Source organism: Halosaccharopolyspora lacisalsi (assembly GCF_014137975.1).
Lineage (GTDB): Bacteria > Actinomycetota > Actinomycetes > Mycobacteriales > Pseudonocardiaceae > Halosaccharopolyspora > Halosaccharopolyspora lacisalsi.
Map to the genome: position 1 here is coordinate 1,144,712 of NZ_JACGWZ010000001.1, position 21,883 is coordinate 1,166,594.

Annotated in this window: 25 protein-coding genes; 19 read left to right on the forward strand and 6 right to left on the reverse strand. The window is 66.9% G+C overall.

The features are described 5' to 3' along the window. Position 1 precedes the first annotated feature (1 nt). Genes FHX42_RS05540 through FHX42_RS05560 form a run of 5 tightly spaced genes read right to left on the reverse strand, consistent with a single transcriptional unit; the run spans position 2 to position 3,060 of the window. Positions 2–457 carry a nucleoside 2-deoxyribosyltransferase gene (locus tag FHX42_RS05540; protein ID WP_182543039.1) on the reverse strand — a complete coding sequence of 152 codons (456 nt, stop codon included), beginning with the start codon at positions 455–457 and terminating at the stop codon, positions 2–4. Between the two features lie 15 nt (positions 458–472). Next, positions 473–1,165 carry a 7-cyano-7-deazaguanine synthase gene (locus FHX42_RS05545; protein WP_182543040.1) on the reverse strand — a complete coding sequence of 231 codons (693 nt, stop codon included), beginning with the start codon at positions 1,163–1,165 and terminating at the stop codon, positions 473–475. Then, entirely contained in the window at positions 1,162–1,899 is a 738-nt protein-coding gene (locus tag FHX42_RS05550; RefSeq protein WP_182543041.1) for a nucleoside/nucleotide kinase family protein, read from the reverse strand. The genes FHX42_RS05545 and FHX42_RS05550 overlap by 4 nt, the downstream gene beginning before the upstream one ends. Further along, positions 1,889–2,602 carry a 7-carboxy-7-deazaguanine synthase QueE gene (locus tag FHX42_RS05555; protein WP_182543042.1) on the reverse strand — a complete coding sequence of 238 codons (714 nt, stop codon included), beginning with the start codon at positions 2,600–2,602 and terminating at the stop codon, positions 1,889–1,891. Before FHX42_RS05555 ends, FHX42_RS05550 begins: the two co-directional genes overlap by 11 nt. Beyond that, on the reverse strand, positions 2,602–3,060 hold the full coding sequence (locus FHX42_RS05560; RefSeq protein ID WP_182543043.1) for a 6-pyruvoyl trahydropterin synthase family protein: 459 nt from the start codon (positions 3,058–3,060) through the stop codon (positions 2,602–2,604). Before FHX42_RS05560 ends, FHX42_RS05555 begins: the two co-directional genes overlap by 1 nt. Before the next feature lie 493 nt (positions 3,061–3,553). Here FHX42_RS05560 and FHX42_RS05565 point away from each other — a divergent pair, with 493 nt between their 5' ends. Both FHX42_RS05565 and FHX42_RS05570 read left to right on the forward strand, forming a co-directional pair. Next, positions 3,554–4,708: a helix-turn-helix domain-containing protein gene (locus FHX42_RS05565; RefSeq protein ID WP_182543044.1), complete on the forward strand. Its 1,155-nt coding sequence runs from the start codon at positions 3,554–3,556 to the stop codon at positions 4,706–4,708. Positions 4,709–4,719: 11 nt separating this feature from the next. After that, complete coding sequence (locus FHX42_RS05570) at positions 4,720–5,442, forward strand: 5-formyltetrahydrofolate cyclo-ligase (RefSeq protein WP_182543045.1); 723 nt, start codon at positions 4,720–4,722, stop codon at positions 5,440–5,442. A gap of 457 nt (positions 5,443–5,899) precedes the next feature. Here FHX42_RS05570 and FHX42_RS05575 read toward each other — a convergent pair whose 3' ends face one another. Next, entirely contained in the window at positions 5,900–6,469 is a 570-nt protein-coding gene (locus tag FHX42_RS05575) for a prepilin peptidase (RefSeq protein ID WP_182543046.1), read from the reverse strand. Positions 6,470–6,980: 511 nt separating this feature from the next. Here FHX42_RS05575 and FHX42_RS05580 point away from each other — a divergent pair. The 17 genes from FHX42_RS05580 (at position 6,981) to FHX42_RS05660 (ending at position 21,882) form a co-directional block, all read left to right on the forward strand. Then, entirely contained in the window at positions 6,981–7,355 is a 375-nt protein-coding gene (locus FHX42_RS05580) for a hypothetical protein (RefSeq protein WP_182543047.1), read from the forward strand. Between the two features lie 371 nt (positions 7,356–7,726). After that, complete coding sequence (locus FHX42_RS05585) at positions 7,727–8,395, forward strand: hypothetical protein (RefSeq protein WP_182543048.1); 669 nt, start codon at positions 7,727–7,729, stop codon at positions 8,393–8,395. Between the two features lie 299 nt (positions 8,396–8,694). Then, a complete protein-coding gene (locus FHX42_RS05590; RefSeq protein ID WP_235986899.1) occupies positions 8,695–9,201 on the forward strand; it encodes a hypothetical protein in 507 nt (168 codons plus the stop codon). Then, positions 9,201–10,001 carry a MinD/ParA family ATP-binding protein gene (locus FHX42_RS05595; protein WP_182543050.1) on the forward strand — a complete coding sequence of 267 codons (801 nt, stop codon included), beginning with the start codon at positions 9,201–9,203 and terminating at the stop codon, positions 9,999–10,001. The genes FHX42_RS05590 and FHX42_RS05595 overlap by 1 nt, the downstream gene beginning before the upstream one ends. Beyond that, on the forward strand, positions 9,998–11,359 hold the full coding sequence (locus tag FHX42_RS05600) for a CpaF family protein (RefSeq protein ID WP_235986900.1): 1,362 nt from the start codon (positions 9,998–10,000) through the stop codon (positions 11,357–11,359). Before FHX42_RS05595 ends, FHX42_RS05600 begins: the two co-directional genes overlap by 4 nt. Then, a complete protein-coding gene (locus tag FHX42_RS05605; RefSeq protein ID WP_182543051.1) occupies positions 11,356–12,237 on the forward strand; it encodes a type II secretion system F family protein in 882 nt (293 codons plus the stop codon). Before FHX42_RS05600 ends, FHX42_RS05605 begins: the two co-directional genes overlap by 4 nt. Further along, positions 12,234–13,133 carry a type II secretion system F family protein gene (locus tag FHX42_RS05610; RefSeq protein WP_328795914.1) on the forward strand — a complete coding sequence of 300 codons (900 nt, stop codon included), beginning with the start codon at positions 12,234–12,236 and terminating at the stop codon, positions 13,131–13,133. Before FHX42_RS05605 ends, FHX42_RS05610 begins: the two co-directional genes overlap by 4 nt. 15 nt (positions 13,134–13,148) lie before the next feature. Next, complete coding sequence (locus FHX42_RS05615; RefSeq protein ID WP_182543052.1) at positions 13,149–13,340, forward strand: hypothetical protein; 192 nt, start codon at positions 13,149–13,151, stop codon at positions 13,338–13,340. Between the two features lie 6 nt (positions 13,341–13,346). Beyond that, complete coding sequence (locus FHX42_RS05620) at positions 13,347–13,769, forward strand: TadE/TadG family type IV pilus assembly protein (protein ID WP_182543053.1); 423 nt, start codon at positions 13,347–13,349, stop codon at positions 13,767–13,769. Beyond that, on the forward strand, positions 13,766–14,209 hold the full coding sequence (locus tag FHX42_RS05625; RefSeq protein WP_182543054.1) for a TadE/TadG family type IV pilus assembly protein: 444 nt from the start codon (positions 13,766–13,768) through the stop codon (positions 14,207–14,209). The genes FHX42_RS05620 and FHX42_RS05625 overlap by 4 nt, the downstream gene beginning before the upstream one ends. Continuing rightward, positions 14,206–14,637 carry a pilus assembly protein TadG-related protein gene (locus FHX42_RS05630; RefSeq protein WP_182543055.1) on the forward strand — a complete coding sequence of 144 codons (432 nt, stop codon included), beginning with the start codon at positions 14,206–14,208 and terminating at the stop codon, positions 14,635–14,637. The genes FHX42_RS05625 and FHX42_RS05630 overlap by 4 nt, the downstream gene beginning before the upstream one ends. Beyond that, positions 14,637–17,165 (forward strand): BTAD domain-containing putative transcriptional regulator, encoded by a 2,529-nt coding sequence (locus tag FHX42_RS05635; RefSeq protein ID WP_182543056.1) that lies wholly within the window; start codon positions 14,637–14,639, stop codon positions 17,163–17,165. The genes FHX42_RS05630 and FHX42_RS05635 overlap by 1 nt, the downstream gene beginning before the upstream one ends. Positions 17,166–18,101: 936 nt before the next feature. Next, positions 18,102–18,701 carry a hypothetical protein gene (locus tag FHX42_RS05640; protein WP_182543057.1) on the forward strand — a complete coding sequence of 200 codons (600 nt, stop codon included), beginning with the start codon at positions 18,102–18,104 and terminating at the stop codon, positions 18,699–18,701. A gap of 77 nt (positions 18,702–18,778) precedes the next feature. Continuing rightward, positions 18,779–19,255: a hypothetical protein gene (locus FHX42_RS05645; protein ID WP_182543058.1), complete on the forward strand. Its 477-nt coding sequence runs from the start codon at positions 18,779–18,781 to the stop codon at positions 19,253–19,255. Between the two features lie 361 nt (positions 19,256–19,616). Next, the gene (locus FHX42_RS05650) at positions 19,617–20,351 is read left to right on the forward strand and encodes a hypothetical protein (protein ID WP_182543059.1); all 735 of its coding nucleotides are present in this window, start codon (positions 19,617–19,619) and stop codon (positions 20,349–20,351) included. After that, positions 20,348–20,803 (forward strand): hypothetical protein, encoded by a 456-nt coding sequence (locus tag FHX42_RS05655; protein WP_182543060.1) that lies wholly within the window; start codon positions 20,348–20,350, stop codon positions 20,801–20,803. The genes FHX42_RS05650 and FHX42_RS05655 overlap by 4 nt, the downstream gene beginning before the upstream one ends. 98 nt (positions 20,804–20,901) lie before the next feature. Next, complete coding sequence (locus FHX42_RS05660; protein ID WP_182543061.1) at positions 20,902–21,882, forward strand: DUF4192 domain-containing protein; 981 nt, start codon at positions 20,902–20,904, stop codon at positions 21,880–21,882. The last annotated feature ends 1 nt before the right edge of the window (position 21,883 follow it).

The window sequence follows — 21,883 nt, forward strand, 5'->3', positions numbered from 1 at the left end:
ATCAACGGTCTCCCGCTGACTCGGAGAGCACGAGGTACTGGCTTACGTGCGCCACGAGCTCATCCAGCGTTGTCGCGATGGTCGACAGGATTCCCGTGATCATGAGGTTGTTGTTCGTGCCGCTGAAGCGGCGGGCGTCGGTCTGCAACCCCACGCAAGGGGTGTTTTGGGCGTAGGCGATGCCGAGTTCCACGCAGGCGCCCTCGTCGGGGACTCGTCCGTCGAGCACCATGATGAGTAGGTCGCAGGTGCGTAGAGCGGTGACATCGGCGGTGAACAACTGCGCGCGGACCGTGCCGGGCTCGGCGCCGCGGGCGACCATGGCCGCACCGTCACCACCGTCGCGCTGAGGCAGGTAGGTCCGGAAACCGGCCTCGTGGAGTCGGGAGTCGACGGTGAGGTTGAAGGCTTTCTCGGCGTCGTTGAACAGCGGGGCCGCGATGTAGGCGGTGGTCATTGCTTGCTCCTGGGCTCAGGGGTGGATGCCGACGGTGGCCAAGGCGGTGAAGAACTCCCGGGAGCGGTGTTCGGGGTAGATGCCGTCACGCATCGCGGGCACGTAGTAGTCATGCACGCGTGGCCACTCCCAGGGAGTTGCGGCGAAGGGGGCTTCGACGCCGTTGTTGGCCAGGGCGATCCAGCGCCGCAGACAGCTCGGACAGCGACCGCAATGCTGTCCCGCGCTCCTGGGCTGGAGGCAGGAGAAGGTCGTCAGCAGGTCCTCGACGGGCAGCCCCTGATCGAGGTACCAGCGCACGATGTCGGTCTTGGTCATCGCCCAGAAAGGACTGTCGAGGCGGACCGGCTGCTCGGTGAACTCGGTGAGCATCCGCGAGACCTCGAAGAAGGCGTGCGGACTCTTGTCAGCGGTGTGGTCACCCTTGACCCCGGCGCACCAGATGGTCCGGGCACGGTGCGAGGCCAGCATCGCGAAGTAGACGTTGCGCAGCGGGATGATGCCGTCCTCGGCCTCCCACCGAGCGAGGTCGAGTTCGTTGCTGATGGTCAGCGGTATGGAGTGGCGCTCGGCCAGGGTTCGGATGGCGGCGAGTTCGTGGTCGCGGGAGCGGTGCCGGAGGTCGCAGTACAGCGCGGGCGGGTGGCCCAGGTAGTGCCAGGCGCAGAAGCTGTCCAGCCCGGCGGAGTACAGCAGCAGTTCGCTCATGAGGAAGCCCTCGCTGTCGTGGGAACGCGAAGCAGTTCGGCCGTGCTGGCGGCGATGTCGGTGAACACCTCGTCAGGGCCGCGCTGTCCGACCGGGACGCGCATGGTGCGCTTCGGGGAGCTGTCGACGACGAAGCGATAGGCCGCGTCGTAGTGGGGCAGAAACAGCAATCGCTCGCGCGAGGAGGACTGGCACTGATCCCCTCGATTACGAGCGATGGCCCGCTGGCGCGCCTGCTGCCACGGCTGGTCGAGGAAGAACGCGCGGTCAGGTGCCAACCACCACGGGCTGCTGATCGCGTGCAGGCGCTCCAGCAAGGCCTCTTGAGTAGCGTGCGGGTGCTGCTCGAGCAGGACCGTGATCGCGTAAGCCAGCTTGGAAAACGCCCCTCGGTCGCTGATGACGACGTCGTGACCGGCCAGCATCGGGGCGTAGAGCTCGCGGTGCTGGTAGGCCTCGCGGCACTGCCGCAGCAGCACGTCCACGGTGGCGTGGTGCGGTTGTTCGTACCCGCCGTCGCCCTCCCTGCTGCGCAGCGGCTGCTTGTCCAGCACGGTCGAGAGCTCGCTGATCACCCCGTCGTGGACTCCGTCGTGCAGCACCGTCGCACGAAAGCCCTGCTCGGACAGGTGCGCGGCCAACCGGCGGGCGTTGGTGGTTTTGCCCGCTCCCCAGACACCTTCCATCGTGATGAACCAGCCCCGACGGGGACCGAGGATCAGGTCAGTGTCCATGCTGATTCCCCCAGATCGTGACGTGCAGTCGCGGAGTCAGAGACCATCCGCGGACCAGGGCATGATCAGCGAGGAGGCGCAGTCCCGTCCGCACGACCGGTTCCGTGATGCCCTCCGGCATCAACCACACCTGTCGAAACGGGTGCTCGGTGACGAGCTGGTCGGCTTCGGCGAGGTCTGCGTCGCGGTGGGCGGTGGTGACGACGAATTTGCAGATGCTGTCGGCCTCGACCAACGCTGACAGCGCCTCGGGACGGTAACGACGCGAACGTGAGACGCCGCTGCTGGCCAACTTGGGACTGACGTTGAACCGGACCCCGTCGCCCCGGATCTCCGGCAACGGGGCGATGGTCCCGTTGGTTTCGATCTCGACGCGCTTGCCGCCGGCGACGAGCGCATCGACGAGTCCGACAAGCTGCTGCTGGTGCAGCAGAGGCTCGCCGCCGGTGATCACTACTAGCTCGGTGGGATGCGTCTGCGCCCATCGGGAGAGCTCCCGCACCGTGTGCGTCCTGGTGTGTTCCTGGAGATCGAAACGACTCGTGTCCCAGGTGTGCGGCTCGTCGCACCACTGGCAAGTGAGGTTGCAGCGCGACAGCCGGATGAACAGGGCCGGTTCACCGAGGTTCGGCCCTTCGCCCTGCAGGGTGGGGCCGAAGGTCTCGGTCACCAGCAGTCGGGCGGTGTCTGCCGCTGGTGGCATCAGCCTCTCACCGCCCGAGGCCGGAACTCGACGCTGAGGTCGTCGCCCTCGCTGACGGTGACGGACTCCAGCCGCCCGTGGACGGTCGGTTCGAGGTGCTGCTGGCACCAGGCGGCCACGAACGCGGCCAGGTTCTCCGAGGTCGGTGAAACGGGCAGGACCGCGTTGAGGTCCTGGTGGTCCAGGTGCTGCTCGATGAACCGGGCCAGTGGAGCGAGGTCACCGAAGTCGGTGACCCACCCCGGCCCGGTCAGTTCCTCAGCGTTGATCGCGACCCGGACGCGCCAGGTGTGTCCGTGGTTGCGGCCGCACTTGTGGCCGTCGGGAAGGCCCGGTAGGTGATGGGCGGCGGCGAAGGTGAACGTCTTGCTGATCGTGTAGCGACCGGCGATTGCCGTGGCGAGCGTGGAAACGGGCTCGATCGGAGCACGTGCTTTCGTGAGTGCGTTCTCAGGCATGGAAGTTTCCATAGGGGGATTGGTCGGTGGGAGGTTGCATCCACCCGCGAAAGGTTTCGGTGGGTGAACTCGAACTCGCGGGTGGTGGGCGGCCCGGTAATGCACGTATTCCTTCCTGAACCCGGTGCATCATGCCTTCCGGTAAGTCGGGGTCGTTACGCGGCCACTCCCACTGCTGCTCGGGGGATAGGTAGACCTCGTCAGGCAGGTGAGTGCCGGGTTTGCGCTGGGGAAGGGCGGACATGATGAGGTTTCCTTGAAAGCTCGGGGAAGCTGACTGCGGCGAGACGCTCGGGGGTACGCCCCGCCGCAGCCGGGGAAAGTCAACCGCTGCTTCGGGGGGTGAGAACAGAGCAACACCACTGCAACTTCGCTGCACGAATGCTGCGGGTAAAGCTCTGAACTGTCAGAACGGGAAGCATCACAAAAACCACCGCGAATGTGGGTATAGTTCACCGCGACGATGTCGAGGAGGTCGAGCGGAGGAGGTGCCGTGTCCGCCAAGCGACAGCGCCTCGTACGTCGCCGTCAGGCTGTCGGACTGACGCAGGAGGACCTCGCCGGTGAGCTCGGCGTCGAGCGGTCGACGGTGTTTCGGTGGGAGTCCGGGCAGACGCAGCCGGTCCCCGTCCAACAGCCTCTCCTCGCCCGACTACTGGACGTCTCGCTGGCCGAACTCGCGGAGCTGCTCCTCCCGGAACAACCGAGCGATCCGCGTCTCGAGCATGCTCAACGGCACCCGTCATCGGTGGATTCCGCGGTGGTCTCCGACTTGCAGCAGCGCGTCTGCGAGCTCGACGACCAATATGACCACATGCCGTCCACGGCGCTGCTCGCCGACACCGGGCGAGTGCTCGGGCACCTGCGTGCTTTGGCTCGAGAACCACTGGGTGATTCGCTACAGCGTGAACTGCGCACTGCGGAAGCTAGCGCTGCGACTCTGATGGGCCAGTTGGTTTGGGACTCCTCTCAGCGTCGCGACCAGCGGACCGCGCGTGAGTATTTCCGCCAGGCGATCCAGGCCGCCCGCGAGAACGGCGACAGCGTGGCCGAGGGGCATGCTGCCCTGCGCACCAGTTACCTCGCGCTCTACGGGGACAAGGATCCTGTTGGCGGGCTGTGCTGGACCGAGCGCGCTGCGACGGTGGCGTGTACGAGCAGCGATGTGCTGACCGGCCTGGCGCACCTGCACTCCGCCGAGGCGCACGCCATGCGCGGTGACGCCAACCGGTGCGATGCGGCACTGGCCGCAGCCGAGACCTCCTTCGCCCGCATCGCGCCGAGTGATCCAGCCGCGGGCGCGTTCTCCTCGTCCCAGTTCGATCGGCTCGCCGGGTCGTGCTCATTGTTCCTGGGGGAGTATCAGCAGGCGAGCCGGATTCTGGGACGAGCGGCTACCGCGCGAACCGCTGCCAGCAAGTCCCGTGCGATCGTCCTCGGCAACCTCAGCTTGGCCTACATGCACCAGCGGGAGCTGGAGGCGGCCACGCACACATTGCACGAGGCGATGGACGTTCTCGAGACCACGCGTGGGGGAGGTGGGCTGACCATCGTGTTCGACGCCGGGCGCAAGCTGGGCCGTTGGCGCACCGAGCCGGTGGTGCGGGATGTCCACGATCGTCTGCTTGGTCTGATGACCCTGGCCTGAGGAGCACCGTGATGACCGAAATCGATGACCGCAAGAACGCCATTCGACACCGGGTCTGGTCGTTGCTCGATGACAACGACGCGGTCATCGGTGGTAGCGCCCAGGGACGCATCCCGAACTTCGTCGGAGCCGAGGCCGCCTCCGACCGGCTCGCCACGTTGGCTGTCTGGCGCGAGGCGAGCGTGGTCAAGGCCGTGCCCGACAAGGCACAGCTGCCCGCGCGGGCGCGAGCGCTGCGTGAGGGCAAGCTCGTCTACATGGCCGTGCCCAAACTGGCCAAGCCCAATCCCTTTTACCTGCTGGACCCGGCTGCCCTGACCGTTCCGGCCGAGCAGGCCGCCTCCAGTCGCACCGCGCCCGAAGTGGCGCGCACGGTCGGCCTCGACGATCTACGGCCGGTGGATCTCGTCGTGTGCGGCAGCGTGGCGGTCACCCCCGGCGGGGTGCGCCTGGGCAAGGGCGCCGGCTACTCCGACATCGAAATCGCCCTGCTGGCCCGCACCGGCCTCATCGGCGAGCACACCACCATCGCCACCACCGTGCACCCGCTGCAGATCGTCGACGAAACCATCCCCGAGACCTCCCATGACTTCAGCGTCGACCTGATCATCACCCCCGACCGGACTCTCGAATGCTCCCCACCTCGCCGCCCCACCGACCTCACCTGGGACGACCTGACACCGGAGCAGCTCGAGGCCATGCCAGTGCTCAAGTCGCTTCAGCGCGCGTCCTGAGCCGTGGTCATCGGCTGATCACTTCCGGGAGGCTCCGGTGTGTTGTACCGTGTACATGATCGCGATGTCTTTGCCGTGGGAGGCTGCATGACGTGATCGGCTCGGGCCGGTTTTAGTACGCCGAGGCGTGTACGTGTCCGACTTCCGGCGCGCTGCTGTGGACGGGCTTTTCAGGCGGGTTGAGTGTGTTGTGACCTGCGATTTTACTCTCGGGTCCTCATCGTCCCTACGAGGGATCGCAACTGTATTGTTGAGGTTATGACAGTGAATATGACACTGTCCTCATTGCCCCTACGAGGGATCATGGCGGTTCCAGAGATCTGATTTCGGCTGGTCCTCAGCCGGTGTGCACCGAGTTCAGAGCAGCACCTGCGCCCATGTTGTGCGCTGAATACGAGACGGTGTTCAGGTTGCCGGGACAAGCACCGTGCTCCTACGTCATTGCCGATGCCGAGAGTTATCCGGTGAGGAGGAGGGTGGCGAAGGTGCCGATGAGGAGGAAGGTGCCGAGGGGGAGTGCTTCGCCAGCCTGGTCTCGGCGAACAGCCCGGAGGAAGAGCTGAGCGATGGCTGCAAGCGTCCATCCGAGGAGCAGTCCGGCGAAGACAGCTGACCACGCTGCGCTTGCCAGGACCGCGCCGAGTGGCCCGGCTATCTTGACGTCTCCGCCGCCGAGTTGGCCGGGGAAGAGGACGTAGAGCGTCCCGCAGAACGTCAGCAGAAGCAGTGCGCCTGCCAAGGTGCGCAGCGCGACTTCGAACGCTCCCGTGCGCAGCGCCGCCATGGCGGTGGCACTGGCGACGAGGGCGTAGGTGTGCAGCATGAGCCAGTTCGGGAGACGGCGGGTACGCGCGTCGAAGATGGCAAGTGGGGCAGCAGTGACGGCGAGCGCGATGGGGACGAGCGCCTGTGTGCCCAGGCCGTACCGCTCGGCGAGCATGATGAACAAGGCCGCTGTCGCGCTGAGCTGGAGCGCCACCTGCCACCAGGGGCAATCCTCCCGATGACGGATTGCGAGAAGGAGCATGGCAGCTCCTGCGGTTGCGCCAAGAGCAGTCGATGCGATAAGCGCCGGAGCTGAAATGAAGTCCCCTTCCTCGGCGAATGCTGCTTGCCACCGATGCTTCCCAGAAAGCTGTGTTCGGAGAGTAAACCCTCGTGTGATGGTGTGCCGGTGATCTAAGCTGATCGGGTGAGATTCGCTCTGATAGGTACGTGATCGGCTGCGGAAACGCCGTTTCGATTGGCGCGCCGCGTCATTCCTGCGGTAGAAGTTGACCAAGCTCGAAATCGTTTACTCATCGGGGGTCGGGATGGGGGCTACGGTGGTCTTCACAGCGTGGTGGCGCGGATGGGTGCTCACGGGGACGGCCTTGTGCGTGCTCGCGACCGCGGCGTGTCAGGCTCGGGATTCTTCCGTGTCGCCGCTCCCGCAGGGTAAGGACACTCCACCCAGTGCTACGACGTCGAGCTCTCCGCCTTCGAAGCTCTCTGCAGCGGAGAAGGCAGGTCGCCGGGCCACCGAAGCGTATTTGGGCATGTGGCAGGCGATGACGCGTGCGGGGCACACGTCGAACTGGAAGTCTCCGGAGCTGGGGCGATACGCGGCCGGGAACGCGTTGACCACCATCACGCGAAGCCTGTACGCCGACCACTTCAACGACGTGGTGACCAGGGGAGCGCCGGAGAACCATCCGGAGGTGACCTCGGTGGCTCCGCCGAAGGCCCCGACAAAGGTGATGATCGAGGATTGCGGTGACTCGAGCGACACGCTGAAGTACTACGAGGGCACCGACAAGCCGGTGAACGACACCCCCGGTGGTCGTCGGTTGATCACGGCCGAGGTCAAGAAGCAGTCGGACGGGTCGTGGAAGGTCACGCGTTTCGCGGTACGGGGGTTGGACTCATGTTGAGACGTGCGGCTGTCCTCGTCGGCTCGATGTCCACGATGGTCATCGCGGCTGCGGGGACGACCTACGCCGATGGCCTCTGGGGCAATGTGGATTGCAGCCAGACCTCCTACGCGGGATGCCAGCTGGGAGTGGGGAAACATCCACCGAGCCAGCGACCGGACCAGCCGAACCCTCCCGAGGCGGGGACGTCGCAGGGTTCGCAGCAAGACGCGGGAGCAGGCTCGTCGGGCTCCTCGAGCGATTCCACTTCGCGGCCTGCGCGGGGGGATCGCATCGTGGGTGGTGTGGATCCGAATCGGGCGCATTGCCGGTACGTGCCCACGGATTACCACCGACCACCTGGTGGGGTCGTCCCTGCGGGATATCACGAGATGCCCACCGAGGGGGCGGTGACGGTGCGGCCGGCGGTGTACCGACCGGCGTCAGCGGCGGCGCGGTTCGCACAGCAACCACCGGAGCAGTCGGGGGCGTGGTACGTGTACAAGTGCTCCGGCGAGGGATGGGAGGACCCGCTGTATCGACCGCCGGTGTGGATCGCGAACGGGCAAACCTCGTCTCCGGCGCCGTCGCCGCAGCAGGTGGCCCAGCAGGCCTACGGTCAGCTGCGGCTTCCATCTCTGAAGATCCACGCGAACCCGAAGGGTGCCCAGCTGGTGCATCTGCCGACCTGGCTGTGGTTGGAGTCGGACCAGTGGAAGCCGCAGTCGGCCACGGCCTCCCTCCAAGGGGTGTCGGTGACCGCGACGGCCACCCCGCGGTCGGTGACGTGGTCGATGGGTGACGGCACCACGCTCACCTGTCCCGGCCCCGGAGCTCCGTTCCCCGAGGGCACCGACCCGATGAAGCAGTCTCCCGACTGCGGGCACACCTACCGACGATCCTCGCTGGGACAACCCGGTAACTCCTACGAGGTTTCGGCCACGGTGCACTGGAGCGTGGACTGGTCCGGCGCCGGTGACAGCGGAACCTTCGAGGACCTGACCACGACCTCGACCACCTCGTTCGACGTCGCGGAATCACAAGCGTTGAACACGAACTGAGCAATTTTCAGAATACTGCTGCGGTAACTCGAATTCGGCCACTCGGAACTCCTCCTCTTGCGATGGGAGGCGTGGTGTGTCGTGTTCGTCTGGAGAGCGTCACAATGCCTACCACTACATCCACGCAGGAATCCGATCCTGAAACGCCGACACCGTCCCGTTCTTGGGCCGGTCGTAAATCCGGTGGACCGTCACGCCTCGTTCGACGAAACGGACGACGACGGCGAGTTCCCTACTTGCTCCTGGGCGTACTGCTCGTCGTGCTGTGCACTGCCGGAGCGATAGTCACGGTCTTGCGGGTGGGCGAGCGCGAACCCGCACTGGTGCTGGCACGAGACGTCTCAGTCGGTCACGTCCTCACCGCCCGGGATCTGCGCAAGGTACCCGTGAGCACCGAATCCGGCCTGAACATCGTCCCGGCCGGTCAGGCGCGATCCGTGCTGGGCAAGCCGATCGCCTACTCCCTGCCAGCGGGCACTGCGCTGTCGCGAACCGTTCTGGGAAAACCCCAAGTCCCACCGAATGATCGGGGCTTGGTAGCCGTGGCACTGCAGCCGGGTCGCTTTCCGCCCCGACTCGCGGCGGGTACGCACGTCTCGGTCGTTGTGACTCCCGAGGACGACACCGGAACCAGGGCGAGCTCGTCAGCAGGACCGTGGTCGGCGGCGGTCGTGCACGTCGCTCCGCAAGCCAATGGACAGACCACCGTGGTGTCCCTGCAGCTGCCCACCGCGGGCGCCCGCCGAGTCGCCGCGATCCCGCCCGGTCAGCTGTCGTTGGTCGCGATGCCGGCTGGAGGCCAGTGATGTTGATCGGACTGTGCTCGGTGAAGGGCTCTCCCGGGGTGACGACCACGGCGCTGGCCGCGGCCGCGCGCTGGCCGGTGGGAGACCCGATCGTGGTGGAAGCGGACCCCTCGGGCGGTGACCTGGCGACCCGGTTCGGCCTGCCGACCACTCCGGGAATGGTGTCGCTGGCGACGGCGGCTCGTCGGGCAGCGGACCCGGGGACGGTCGCCGGACACGCCCAGAGGTTGCCCGGCGGTGTGCGGGTCGTGGCCGGCCCGGTCGCCTCCGACCAGGCGCGAGCGGCGCTGGGCGTGCTGGCCAAACGTGGCACTCGGACGCTGCACCCCTCCACGGACGGTGATTCCCCGCTGATGGTGGACGCGGGCAGGATCGACCATGTCTCGTCCGCGCTGCCGGTCGTGCGCGGAGCTGATGCGCTGCTGGTGCTGGCCCGCCCACGCGCCGACGAACTGGCCCACGTGGCCTCCATGCTGGAGGCCGTTCCGACGTGGACGCGCACTCCGGGGTTGGTGCTGGTCGGAGCGGGTTATTCGTCCCGCGAAGTCGAGCGCGAACTGCAGGTACCCGTGCTGGCCGCGTTGCCGAACGATTGCCGTGGGGCGGGTGTCCTGTCCGGATCGTCCATGGGACCGGGGCCGGATCGCTCTCAACTGGGACGAGCAGCAGCACGTCTGGCCGAGGCAGTGCTCGACCACGTGCGCACGAACGAGCCCGCCGGGTCGGAGGAGCCCGAGGAAATGCTGCTGACCGAGCCGGAACATGTCGCATCGAGCGGAAACGGAGTGGGGCCGCGATGACGAGTGATTCGCCAGTCACGATGGATTCGGGCGAGCATCCCGGAGCGGCCGCGCTGCGGGACAAGGTGCGCCAAGCGGTCTCGGCCGGCTTGGCCGAGCGCATCCGCGCCGACGAGCAGGCCGGCCGCCCGAGCCTGGGCCATCAGGATCGTCGTGACATGGCCGAGAAGCTGGCCGCCGAGGCCGCCGATGAACACGCGGCCGCCGAGCTGGCCAACCCCAGCGAGGCGGGACTGATCCCCGATGAGGTGGAGCGCCGTGTCATCGCGCTCGTGCTGGACGAGGTGTTCGGCATGGGCGGGTTGCAGCCGCTGCTGGCCGATCCCGACATCGAAAACATCAACATCAACGGGTGCGACCAGGTCTTCGTCCGCTACGCAGATGGCCGACGCGCTCAGCTGCCGCCGGTGGCGACCTCGGACGCCGAACTGATCGACCTGGTGCGCTCGCTGGCGGCCCGTTCCGGGGTGGAGGAGCGGCGCTTCGACCGCGGATCGCCGGGCGTGAGCGTGGAATTGCCGGACGGGTCGCGGATGTTCGCGGTCATGGCCGTGACCGGTAGACCCGCGGTGGCGATCCGACGTCACCGGTTCCAACACGTCACCCTGAGCGGCCTGCGCGAACTCGGCACGATCGACGCCGGTCTGGAAGAGCTGCTCGGGGCGATGGTGCGCGCTCGGTTGAACATCCTGGTGTGCGGCGGGACCGCGATCGGCAAGACCACCATGCTGCGCGGCCTGGCCTCGGCGATCCCGCCCGAGGAACGACTGATCACCGTCGAGGACGCTTTCGAACTGGCGCTGGACCGCGATCCCCAGCACCCGGACGTGGTGGCGTTGCAGGCTCGCGAGGCCAACGTCGAAGGCGAAGGAGCGATCTCGCAGACCGACCTGGTGCGGTGGGCACTGCGCATGTCTCCCGACCGCGTCGTCGTCGGCGAGGTGCGCGGTCCCGAGGTCGTGCCGATGTGCAACGCGATGAGCCAGGGCAACGACGGCAGCATGGCCACTCTGCACGCCTCCACGTCGCAGGGCGCGTTCACCAAGCTCGCCTCCTACGCCGCCCAAGGCGTCGAGCGGTTGCCGCTGGAGGCCACCAACCTGCTGGTCGCGTCGGCCTTGCACGTAGTGGTGCACTTGGCTGAGGCCCGCGACGACAAGACCCGCGTCGTCTCCTCGATCCGTGAGGTCGTCGACGCCGACGACAAGCAGGTCATCTCCAACGAGGTTTACCGACCGGGCCCGGACGCGCGGGCTGTGCCCGGAGTGCCGCTGCGCACCGAGACCGTCGACCGGCTGGTCGAGGTCGGTTTCGATCCGGACTGCTTGGACCGGGCTGTGGGTGGGTGGCAGCCATGACTCTCTCCACCCTGCTCGCGGGAGCATTCGGAGCCGGGATTGCTGCCGGACTGATCCTGCTCGGCGTCGGTGTCCGTGGACGCTTCTCCACCGGAGAAGCGCGATGGCGGAAATGGTTGCGGCAGCGGCAGCACGGCTCTCCGCGCTGGCCAGCCGCAAGCATCATCTCCGGGCTCGTGGTCGGCTGGTTCACCGGCTGGGTGGTCGGGGGACTCCTCACCGCGCTCGCGATGTGGTCCCTGCCCCGTGTGCTTGGCGGCGACAAGGAGCACGACCGCCGCGTCGCTCGGATCGAAGCCGTTGCGGCGTGGGCGGAGATGCTGCGCGACACGTTGGCCGCCGCGGCCGGTCTGGAGCAGGCGATCACCGCGACCGTCGACACGGCACCCGAGGCGATCCGCGACGACATTCGTGAACTGTCCGTGCGTCTCGAACGCGGTGACCGGTTGCCCGTCGCCTTGCGCGAACTGGCTGATGACCTGGCCGACCCGACAGCGGACCTGGTGCTGTCCGCGCTCGTACTCGCCTCCCAGCACCAAGCGCGTCAGCTCACCGAACTGCTCGGGGAACTGGCCACGGAGGCCCGCGAACAGGTCTCGATGCGCCTGCGCGTCGAAGCAGGTCGGGCACGCACCCGCACCAGCGTGCGCGTCATCGTCGGCACCACTCTGGCCTTCGCCGCCGGACTGGTCGTGCTCAACCGGGGCTACCTCGCTCCGTACGACGGCGTCGCGGGGCAACTCATGTTGCTGATGGTGGGCGGCCTGTTCGGGCTCGCGTTCTGGTGGTTGGGCCGAATCACCCGTGCCAGCGAGCCGGAGCGGTTCCTGACCCATCTCACCGCCTCCGCGCACGATAGGCGGGAGGTCCCGGCGTGATCACGACAGCATTGGTGCTCGGCGCCGGGATCGGTCTCGGCCTGTGGTCGATCCTGGTCTGGCTGCTTCCGGCCCGGCCGACGCTGGCCAGCGCGCTGGCCGCGACGCGCACGACTTCGAAATCGTCTCCCGTCGCCGCTGTTCACGACGACGAAGGATGGGCCGCGCAGTGGGGTCGTTTCGGCGTTCGCCCGCTGGCCGCCCTCGGGCTCCCCGGCCAGAAGAGGCAGCGGGACCTGCAAGTGCTCGGCCGACGCCCGGAAGCACTCCTGGCGGAGAAGGCCGTACTCGCGGTCGCCGGATTGTTCCTCCCGCCGGTGCTCTACTTCGCCCTCGCCGTAGTGGGAACCAGGATGCCCTGGCAACTTCCCTTCGCCGCCTGCCTGGTCTGCGCCGCCGGAGGCTTCCTCCTGCCGGACCTGGACACACGCCAGCGCGCGGAACAAAAACGAACGGCCTTTCGCCACGCGTTGTCGGCCTACCTGAACCTGGTCCGAGTGTGTCTGGCCGGCGGTGCCGGTGTGGACGGGGCGCTGACCGACGCGGCGAGGATCGGGCAGGGATGGGCTTTCGCCCAGATCCGGCGCGCGCTGACCACGGCCACCCTCACCCGCAGCACACCGTGGTCCAACCTGCGTCAGCTCGGCGAGGAACTCGGCGTCCGTGAGCTCGTGGAGCTGTCCTCATCGGTGTCGCTGGCCGGAACCGAGGGCGCCAAGGTGCGCGCCAGCCTGGCAGCCAAGGCCACCGCCATGCGCACCCACGAGCTGACCGAGGCCGAAGGGGAGGCGCAGGCGGCCACGGAACGCATGAGCCTGCCGGTGATCTGCCTGTTCGCCGGCTTCTTGATCTTTATCGGGTATCCCGCCGTGGCCACGGTCCTCGGCAGTCTGTGAGAGGAGAGAGTGATCATGCTGGCCTACCTCGCCCTGGTCACCACGACGATCCGCGCCCGCATCGAGCGGATCCGCGCCGACGAGCGCGGCTATTCCACCGAGACCGTGCTGGTCACCGCCCTGCTGGTAGCCGGGGCCATCGTGGTGCTGGGCATCATCGTCGCGGCCGTGACCAACAAGGCCAACGAGATCAGCAACAAGCTGTGAATCCTCATGGTCAGGCGTACGCAAGTCAGACCGAGCCGGCGACGCGGAGACGGTGAGCGAGGAGCGGTCTCGGCCGAACTCGTCCTCGCCGTACCTGCACTGCTGGTACTCATCCTGCTGATCGCGCAGTTCGCGATCTGGGCACATGCCACCAACATCGCGCATGCCGCGGCTGCCCAAGCTCTCTCGACCACGCGCGTGCAAGGTGGCACTGTCTCCACGGGACGCACCGAAGCCGGCGAGGTCCTGAGTCAGCTCGGCGACGGGCCCCTGCGCGAGCCGCACGTCACGGTTCACCGGAGTGCCGAGCAGTCCAGCGTGGTCATCACGGGGACGGCTTCCAGCGTCGTGCCTTTCCTGACCCTGCCGGTCCAGGCTCGCGCTGTCGGTCCCAGCGAACGGTTCGTCGCCCCGGGAGCCGCCGCATGAGACTGCTTCGCCGCATGGTCAGGGACGAGCGGGGCTCCTCGGCGACCGAGCTCACTCTGCTGGCACCTGCCTTGATCGCGCTGATGCTGTTCGTCGTGCTCTGCGGACGAATCGCCGAGGCTCAACTGCACGTCGACGACGCGGCACACCAAGCCGTCCGAGCCGCCACCCTGGCTCGCAACAGCACCCACGCCCGCGCACAAGCCCGTGAGACAGCCACCACCGCGCTGCGCCAAGCAGGCGTGACCTGCCAGCACCTGACCGTCGAGACCCACTTGGACGGCTTCCGACCCGGAAGCACGGCCACCGTCTCCCTGGCCTGCGAAGTCGGCCTCGCGGACCTGACCGCACTCGGCGTACCCGGCACTACGACGGCCACTGCCGAAGCCACGTCGGTCATCGACCAGTGGCGCGGCATCGCAGGCGGGAGCAGCCGATGACACGACGAGGACGTGGGCTCATCACGGACGAACAGGGACGAGTCACCGCGTTCGTCGTGATCCTGACGACCGCGTGCCTGCTGTTCGCCGGCCTCGTGCTGGACGGCGGCCTCGCTTTGGCGGCCAAGATCCGCGCGATCGGCCACGCCGAGGAAGCCGCTCGCGCCGGAGCTCAAGAACTCGCCCTGACGGTGTATCGCGACAACAGCACCGTGCAGCTTCAACCCGCCGCGGTCAGAGCGGCGGCCCGCCAGTATCTCGACACCGTCGGCGCCCACGGCACGGTCACGGTCGCCGACAACACCGTGAGCGTGACCGTCACAGCTGAGCAGCCGACTCAACTGCTGGAGCTGATCGGCATCACGACGACCACCGTCTCCGGATCCGGACACGCTCAGCCCCACCAAGGACAACTCGGAGGTCAGTGATGCGCGTCGTCGTTCGCACCGCGTCCAAGCTGGGGCGGCTTGTCGGTGCTCTGCTGGCCCTGGCCGCACTCGGAGTGCTGCTGGTCGGTGTGCCCTGGGGACTGTGGACCTACATCGGCTGGCCCCTGCCCGGGCACGTGCCGAGTGGTGACGAGGTCGAAGCGCTCCTGCTGCATCCCATGTCGGTCTGGCTGCTGCTGGACGTCCTCGCCTGCATCGCCTGGCCTGCATGGCTGGCTTTCGTCGTCGACGTCGCTCGCTGCGTCCCCGACGTGCTGCGCGGTACCCGGCCGCCTACAGCAGGACCGCTGCAAGCCGTGGCCGGGTTCTTGCTGGTCGCTATCCTGCTCGGCGCCCCGGGTACGCGCGTCACGACTCCTGCGGCATCCGCGCTCACCGAGCGGGTTCCCGCGCCGATCACTGCCACGACGAGTGAACATCCTCCGGAGAAGCTGTCCGGCCCTGCCTCGCAGCAGGGCACCGTCACCGTCCGACCGCCGCAGAACGGGGTGCACGACAGCTTGTGGCGGATCGCCCAGCGCGAGCTCGGAGACGGGACCCGATGGCGGGAGCTCTTCACTACCAACTACGGCCTGACGCAGGCTGACGGTGAGAGCCTGACGGACCCCAACATCATCCATCCCGGCTGGGTCCTGCTGATCCCGGGCCACACGGCGTCCCGGCCGGTGACCCCGGAACCGTCGAAGCATCCAACCCCGCCGACCGTCTCCGAGGAAGCGCCGCAGTCGCCGTCAGTACCGCGGGAGACTCCCGAACCAGCGCCTCGCGATGAACAGCGGTCCTCCCATGCCGTGGGCATCGCGGTGGTCACCGGTGGATTTCTGTCAGCTGCGCTGGCTAGCGCGGTTGCCGTCGCTCTATGGGCGCGTCACCGCCGTCGACTCCGCGGCTACCGGGCTCCGAGGGACAGCGAGCCTTCGCTGGCACCAGTGGTGCGCGCGCTGCGCGTTGCCGACGATCAGTGTCAGTTCGACCTCGACGAAGTCGAGGAGAGCGAACCCACCGTCTCCGTGCCGGAGGCGACTCCTGAGACTTCGGTGGACATCGGTGTTCGCGACGGACAGGCCTGCGCCATCAATCTCGCCGCTGTGCACGGATTGGGTATCACCGGTGCGGGCGCGGAGGCCACTGTCCGCGCTCTCTTGGTACATCTGCTCGGCACCACGACGACCACCGTCGTCATGCCAGAACCCGATGTGGTCGCTCTCCTGGGAACCGACCTGCCGGACTCGCCACGCCTGCGGACCGCACCTGATCTCGACACCGCTCTTGCCGACCTCAGCGCCCTTTCCGAACACCCGAGTCCTGACGGGAATCCCGTGGTGACCGTGATCGCCACCGCCGATCCCGCTCATGCCGGACTGCGGTCCTTGCTCGACCACGGCAGTGAGCGCGGAATCGCCGGGATCGTGCTCGGCTCGTGGCCTGCCGGCGCCACCATCCGCGTACGTTCCGACGGCACTGTCGCCGCCGCCAGCCCGAGCATCAGTTCAGCTTTGGACGGGGCACGCCTGTTCCACGTCGATGCCGCCGACACTCGCGATCTGCTCGACCTCTTCGGCCAGTCCGCCACGCCCCCGGAATCTACCCACGTCGAACCCGACACCGCAGAGGAGGAAGTACCGCCACTCCCGGAAGTCGAGGTGGAACACGTCGATCAGAGCGAGGCCGAGCCTCCGCCGGAACAACTGGACGAAGTCTCCGAGTCCGTTACGGTGGCCAACCGCAGTGACTCCTCCCATGCGCTGACTCTGAACGTATTCGGGCAGGTCACCCTGAGTTGCAGGACGAACGGAGTCGGCGACCTGACCTCGCGGCTCACTCCGAAGCACAAGGCTCTCCTGGTCCTGCTGGCTCTACATCCCGGTGGCACCACGCGGGAAGTCGTGCGGGAAGCCCTTTGGCCCGATGCTGGAGGACGGCGGCCCTTCAATTCCTTCTACGCCACCCTGTCCCAGATCCGCAAGGTCCTGACCAACGCCACCGAGGGGCTGACGGTCGACCTCATCGACCAGCACGGCGATCACGTCGCCCTCAACGCCGGGCTCGTCGACGTGGACTACTGGAACCTGCGCGAGGCCGAACGCGACCGCACCACCGCCACCACCGACGAGCAACGGGTGGAAGCCTGTTCCCGCATCGTGGCGGCCTATCGCGGCGAGCTGGCCGACGGTTTGACCTCACTCTGGCTGGACGGCCCTCGCGAAGCTGCCCATCGCAGCGTGGTCGACGCCCTCGCGACCATGGCCGCCTACTACCGCGACATCGATTCCGAACGGCATCTCCAGTTCCTCGAACACGCTCGCCTGCTCAACCCCGAGAACGAGGACATCTACCGCGACATCATGCGCGTGCAGGCCGAACTCGGACGCATCGATGCCATCAGCCGCACCCTCCAACTGCTGACCACCGCCCTTGCCGAGATCGGCGCTCGTCCTGACACGAGCACCCTCACTCTCGCTCGTGCCCTTCAGGAACGCGAGTACCAGCGAACCGCCACTGGTTGAAATTCCGCAGGGCACCGAAGCCTGGTGTGCTTCGCGGTGACCAGTACGGTTGTGCTCGTGGAGTCAGCCTCCATCTGGGACTGTTTGACACAATACTTCGTGGGGGAGCTGTGGCGTAAGGGTGAAGCGCTCGCTTTCGACTCCGAGCTGAAGTTGGATATGGTGACGCGGGCCGGAAAAAACGGTCGCTCGCGGTCGGCCGAGGAACCAAAATCGGCGCCGAAGTGAGTGTGAGCCTCTCTGGGGGGCCGGAAACTCTGCAGGCTCTGTGCTCGTGGAGGTTCGGCTCCTCGAACTCGGCCAGATTCGGAGTAATCCCGTCCCAATAGGGTGCTTCGCGCCGAAGGGGTCGCTCTTGATCGTTGCTGCTTTTGGGCGGCCCTGCTCTTCTACCTGCTCTGCTGCCTGCTCATCCGCCAGCTCGGCTTCCCATTAAACAGGAAGCCCCTTCGCGCGGCAACGTTGCTGGCCACAGCTTTGTTGTCCCTTCCTGAGGTTGCCCAGCCTCGGTACCCAACGGGAACCTGTTGACGACTGAAGGTGTGCGATGGGCACCGAAAACAGGGCACACCTGGACAGTGCGAAACTCAACGATATCGGTATACCTGTATTTGTGTTGACCAATCTTTCTAGTGTTGAATACATTCTGTCTCTCGTTTTGAACAGTGCATTCCTTCTGTTGTGTACAGGTTTCTGCTACCTCGTATTGGTGCTTCTGCGAATTCCCTGAATACTTCGAAGTCCTGCTTTCTATTACTCGAAAGAGTGACAAAAAATCGGCCAGAAAAGTTGCGATACTCCCGGTTTGACGCTATGATGGTGACATCGCAAACAACGGGAAAGCGTCATCGCTCCGGTTGTTGTGAGCACTGCGGGTAGGGATTCGCACCCCGCTACGCCCGCCAACCACAATGCCATTGAAAAAGAGGTTCTCTCATGACACGTGTGCACGTGGTCGGTTACGGATATGGGGACGGCTGGCTCGAGACCGATACCCAGGAGTGGATCGACGATCGTGGGGAGTACGCGCAGGAGCTCACCGAGGATCTGCGCGACTGGATGGCTGAGCACGACCACGAGTGGCCACATGACGATGTGCTCGCGCAGTGGGTCACCGACCGCACCGGTCAGCAGCCGTGCGGGCTGCACGGTGATGGTCTGATGTGGCATCACCAGCTGTGCAACTTCGCGGACCACTTGCTGGACGACTTCGGTTTCGTGCTGCTGTCCACGGTCGAACACGACGACCTGATGGTCATCGTGAGCGATCAGTGTGGACGGATGGTCCAGCCGGAGGTGTATCGCTCCACGGAGCTCGAGCTGGAGACGTGGGCCGATTACTCCCGCGCCACGGGGGAGTGCGCGCGGGGTCACCGCTGGATGACCGAGGACACGGTCACTCTGCGCGCCGAAGACGGCAGGCACTCACAGAGCTACCGAGTGGCCGAGCGCATCCGAGTGCCGTTCGACGACAGGGACCGCGCCTACGTGGCCTGCCCGGACTGCGGCAAGGCCGTGCACTTCGAGACCTACTGACTCGCTCCGGGCCGGCCACCATACCGGCGGTCGGCCCTCCCACCCTTCCTACCCGTATCGCTCTTGTGAGGTGCGCTGTGTTCAGCCTGACCGCCAACGGTTCTCCCATTCTCCCCGCGGACGTCGACGACTCGCCGATGATCGTGCTCGAGAACGACGAGGACGCGCCCCAGTGGCGCTGCACTGCCTGCGGTGACTACCTGACCGAGATGCCCGACGGCTGGACCGACGAGTCCGGCGACCGAGTGTGCTGCGCCTACGATCCGACCGACCCGATGGAAACGGAATCCGTCGAGGGGCCGCACTCTCCGGAACGAGTGGCACTGTCCTGGGCCAACAATGCCGGAGTGCGCGCCGATACCGAGGAGGACTCGTTCACGGTCACGATCAGCGTCGGTGATCCGCGCGGAGCTTTCGCGTTCACGGTGCGCCGCATCCCCGATGGCGATCACGAGCACGCCGGCTGCCTGGTCCTGCACTCTCCGCATCCCGAGGAGTCGGCGCCACACGCGCGCCTGACCGAACTGCATCCGGGAACGTTTCTCATCGGCTGACAGTCGCCGCAGGGGCGTCCGGTCCGCGGGCGCCCCGCTCCACAAGCGGCCGACTACGTCACCGCACTCGGGTTGAGGGAGTCATCACCATGCTGATCTCGTGTATCGCTGGGGTGCGTGCCGTGCCGGAAGCACGGCCGACGGTCTCGCTGGGCTACCCTGGGAGTGCCGCCCTTCGGGGCCGGCGCCCTTTCTCAGGGCATTGTGGTGGCCGGCGGATCGTGCGAACACCTCTCGAGGTGGATCCGTCGGCCCTTCACCAGCGGAGTCAGCCCTCTTGTCCGCGGTACGGCGCCCGGGCACCTCCCGCACTCCTCGTCGTCGACGGTTTCCCCTTTTCGTTGCTTTCAAGGAGTGTGTGATGTCTCGGACCATGGGTCATGTCGAATTGCTGGGACGATTGCTTCACGCGGTCAACGGTGCGGGAGACACCGTTTACGCGCCCGCTTCGCAACAGCAAGGATGCGCGTACTTTCACGAGGAGTTCCCAGGATGCCTGCACGGACACGTGTTCGCCGCGCTCGGGCACGATCGCGACAGCATGGGGACGAACAATGAGAAGCCCGCGCCGTTGGCGTATCCGGCACTGGGATACGCGCTGACTTCGCGGGCGGAACAGCTCGCCGCGGTCAGTCAAGACGCTCAGGATCAGGGGGAGACGTGGGGCCGAGCTATCGACGCGGCCGTGAGCCTGATCAGGGCGCCTGAAGTGCGGCGGGATCGCCGTGTCGGTGATGTGCCCGTCTGGGCCACGCTGGATCACCTGGTCAGCCGGTACGGCGACCGGCCGAGCGTGTTGGACGCTACGGAACGGCCGTGCTTCCACCCCTACCGCGAATCCAGCTCGCTGCTGTCTTACGCGTTCGCGCTGTGGGGCGTGAGCGCAGAGGAGGCTAAGCGGGTCGCGTCGGGCGACGAGTGTCTCTGGTCGGTGGATGTGCTGGCGCGGCTGGACTGGCATCTCTCGGCACGGGCGTGGGTGGTGCTTGTGGCGACCGAGTCCGCCGAGGTTCACGGGTTCTCGTGGGCGGCGGTGGCGGAACTGGCTCGCCAGGTGCGCGTGAATCTCGAGTTCCGCGAGGAGGTCGACCAGTGAAGACCTCCGCACAACCCGCGTATGCGGCGATGATGACGACAGCGGCCGTGTTGGCGCGGTTGCCGGTGGAGACTCCGCCGGAGCACGTCCGTGCACTGGCCATCGAGCTCGCGAGGGCCGCGCAAGATCTGGACGCTCGAATGCGGGCGGGGCTGGCGTTGCCGGTGGCGTGGGCCCCGCAGCGTCCCGTGACGGTTCCGGAACGTTCCGGGAGCGATCTTCCGGAGGAGCCGGCGCCGGGCGCGGTGGTGGTTCCTGCTCAGCCCACGGAGGTCACCCGCGGGAGGTCGTGGCGCCGGAGGGCTCCTCGACCGGATGGACGCGAAGCGTGGGTACCTCAGCACGGCACCGGTGCCGCGCAGTCGTGGGCGGCTGTTCTGGATCAGTGCGGGGGAGCGGTTCGGGTGACCTACCCGGCCGCTGTGGCGGCTCGCGTGCTGCGGCGCCACTGACCGTTCGACCCTGACTCCCGAATTCATTTCTCTTTCGTGAATACCTCATGCGCCACACGTGTGTCTGACGCATGCCTCGATACAGAAAAGGAATTGTGATGTCTGTTATCTCGCTGAAGACCGCGGGCGACTTCGTGGCGGCGATTCCCCACTTGCTGGGATTCCACCCGTATCGATCCCTGGTCGTGGCCGCCCTCGGTGAGGACGAGCGGATCGGTGCGGTCCTGCGTGCCGATCTCGACGACGGTGATCACGGCGGTATGGTCGCGGACCTGCTGCGGATGCTCGACCGGAGTCGGCCGAACGCACTGCTGATCGCTCTGATCGATGACCGCATCCGCGACCTCACCCACCCGCCACGCCGCCCCGCTGCGCTCGGCGACGTCATGCGGCACGCCGAGACACTGCGAATCGGCGTGCGAGGAGTGGTGTGGGCCAGCGCAACCAGCGCCGGCGCTACCTGGTGCACCACGGACAACCACGGGCACGTACCCGACCCGCGGAGCACGACACTGGCGGCCACCATGGCGCTGCGAGGACACGTCACCCATGCCAGCCGCGAGGAACTGGCCGCGCTGCTGAACCCCCCTGACCCCGACACGCTCGCTCGCCGCGCCGCCACACTCCGCCACCCCGTCTCGCTGCCTCCGGACGGAGCGGCGATGCGGCACGTTCGCGGAGCCGTGCAGCGTTCTCACGAAGGCACGATGCCCGAGACCGAGGCCGAGATCCTCGTGCTGGCTCGCGCGTTGACGGATCCGAACGGGCGCGATACCGGACTCGTGCTCACCGCCGACGCCCCTGGGCGTGCCCGGGAGCTGTGGCTGATGTTGACCCGGGCGGTCCCCGAACCGCACCGGGCGTATCCGGCCGCGCTGTTGTCCGTGGCGGCTTATCTCGACGGTGACGGTGCCCTGGCGGAGATCGCGCTGACCGCGGCACTGGAAGCCGACCCGGAGCACTCGCTGGCCGAGCTGCTGCGTCAGGCCCTGCACGCCGGAATCGGACCGGCCGAGTTGGCCCGTGGGTTGCGGGACTCCGTCCGTCAGCTCGGCATCGACTACCACGGTCAGGAGTAAA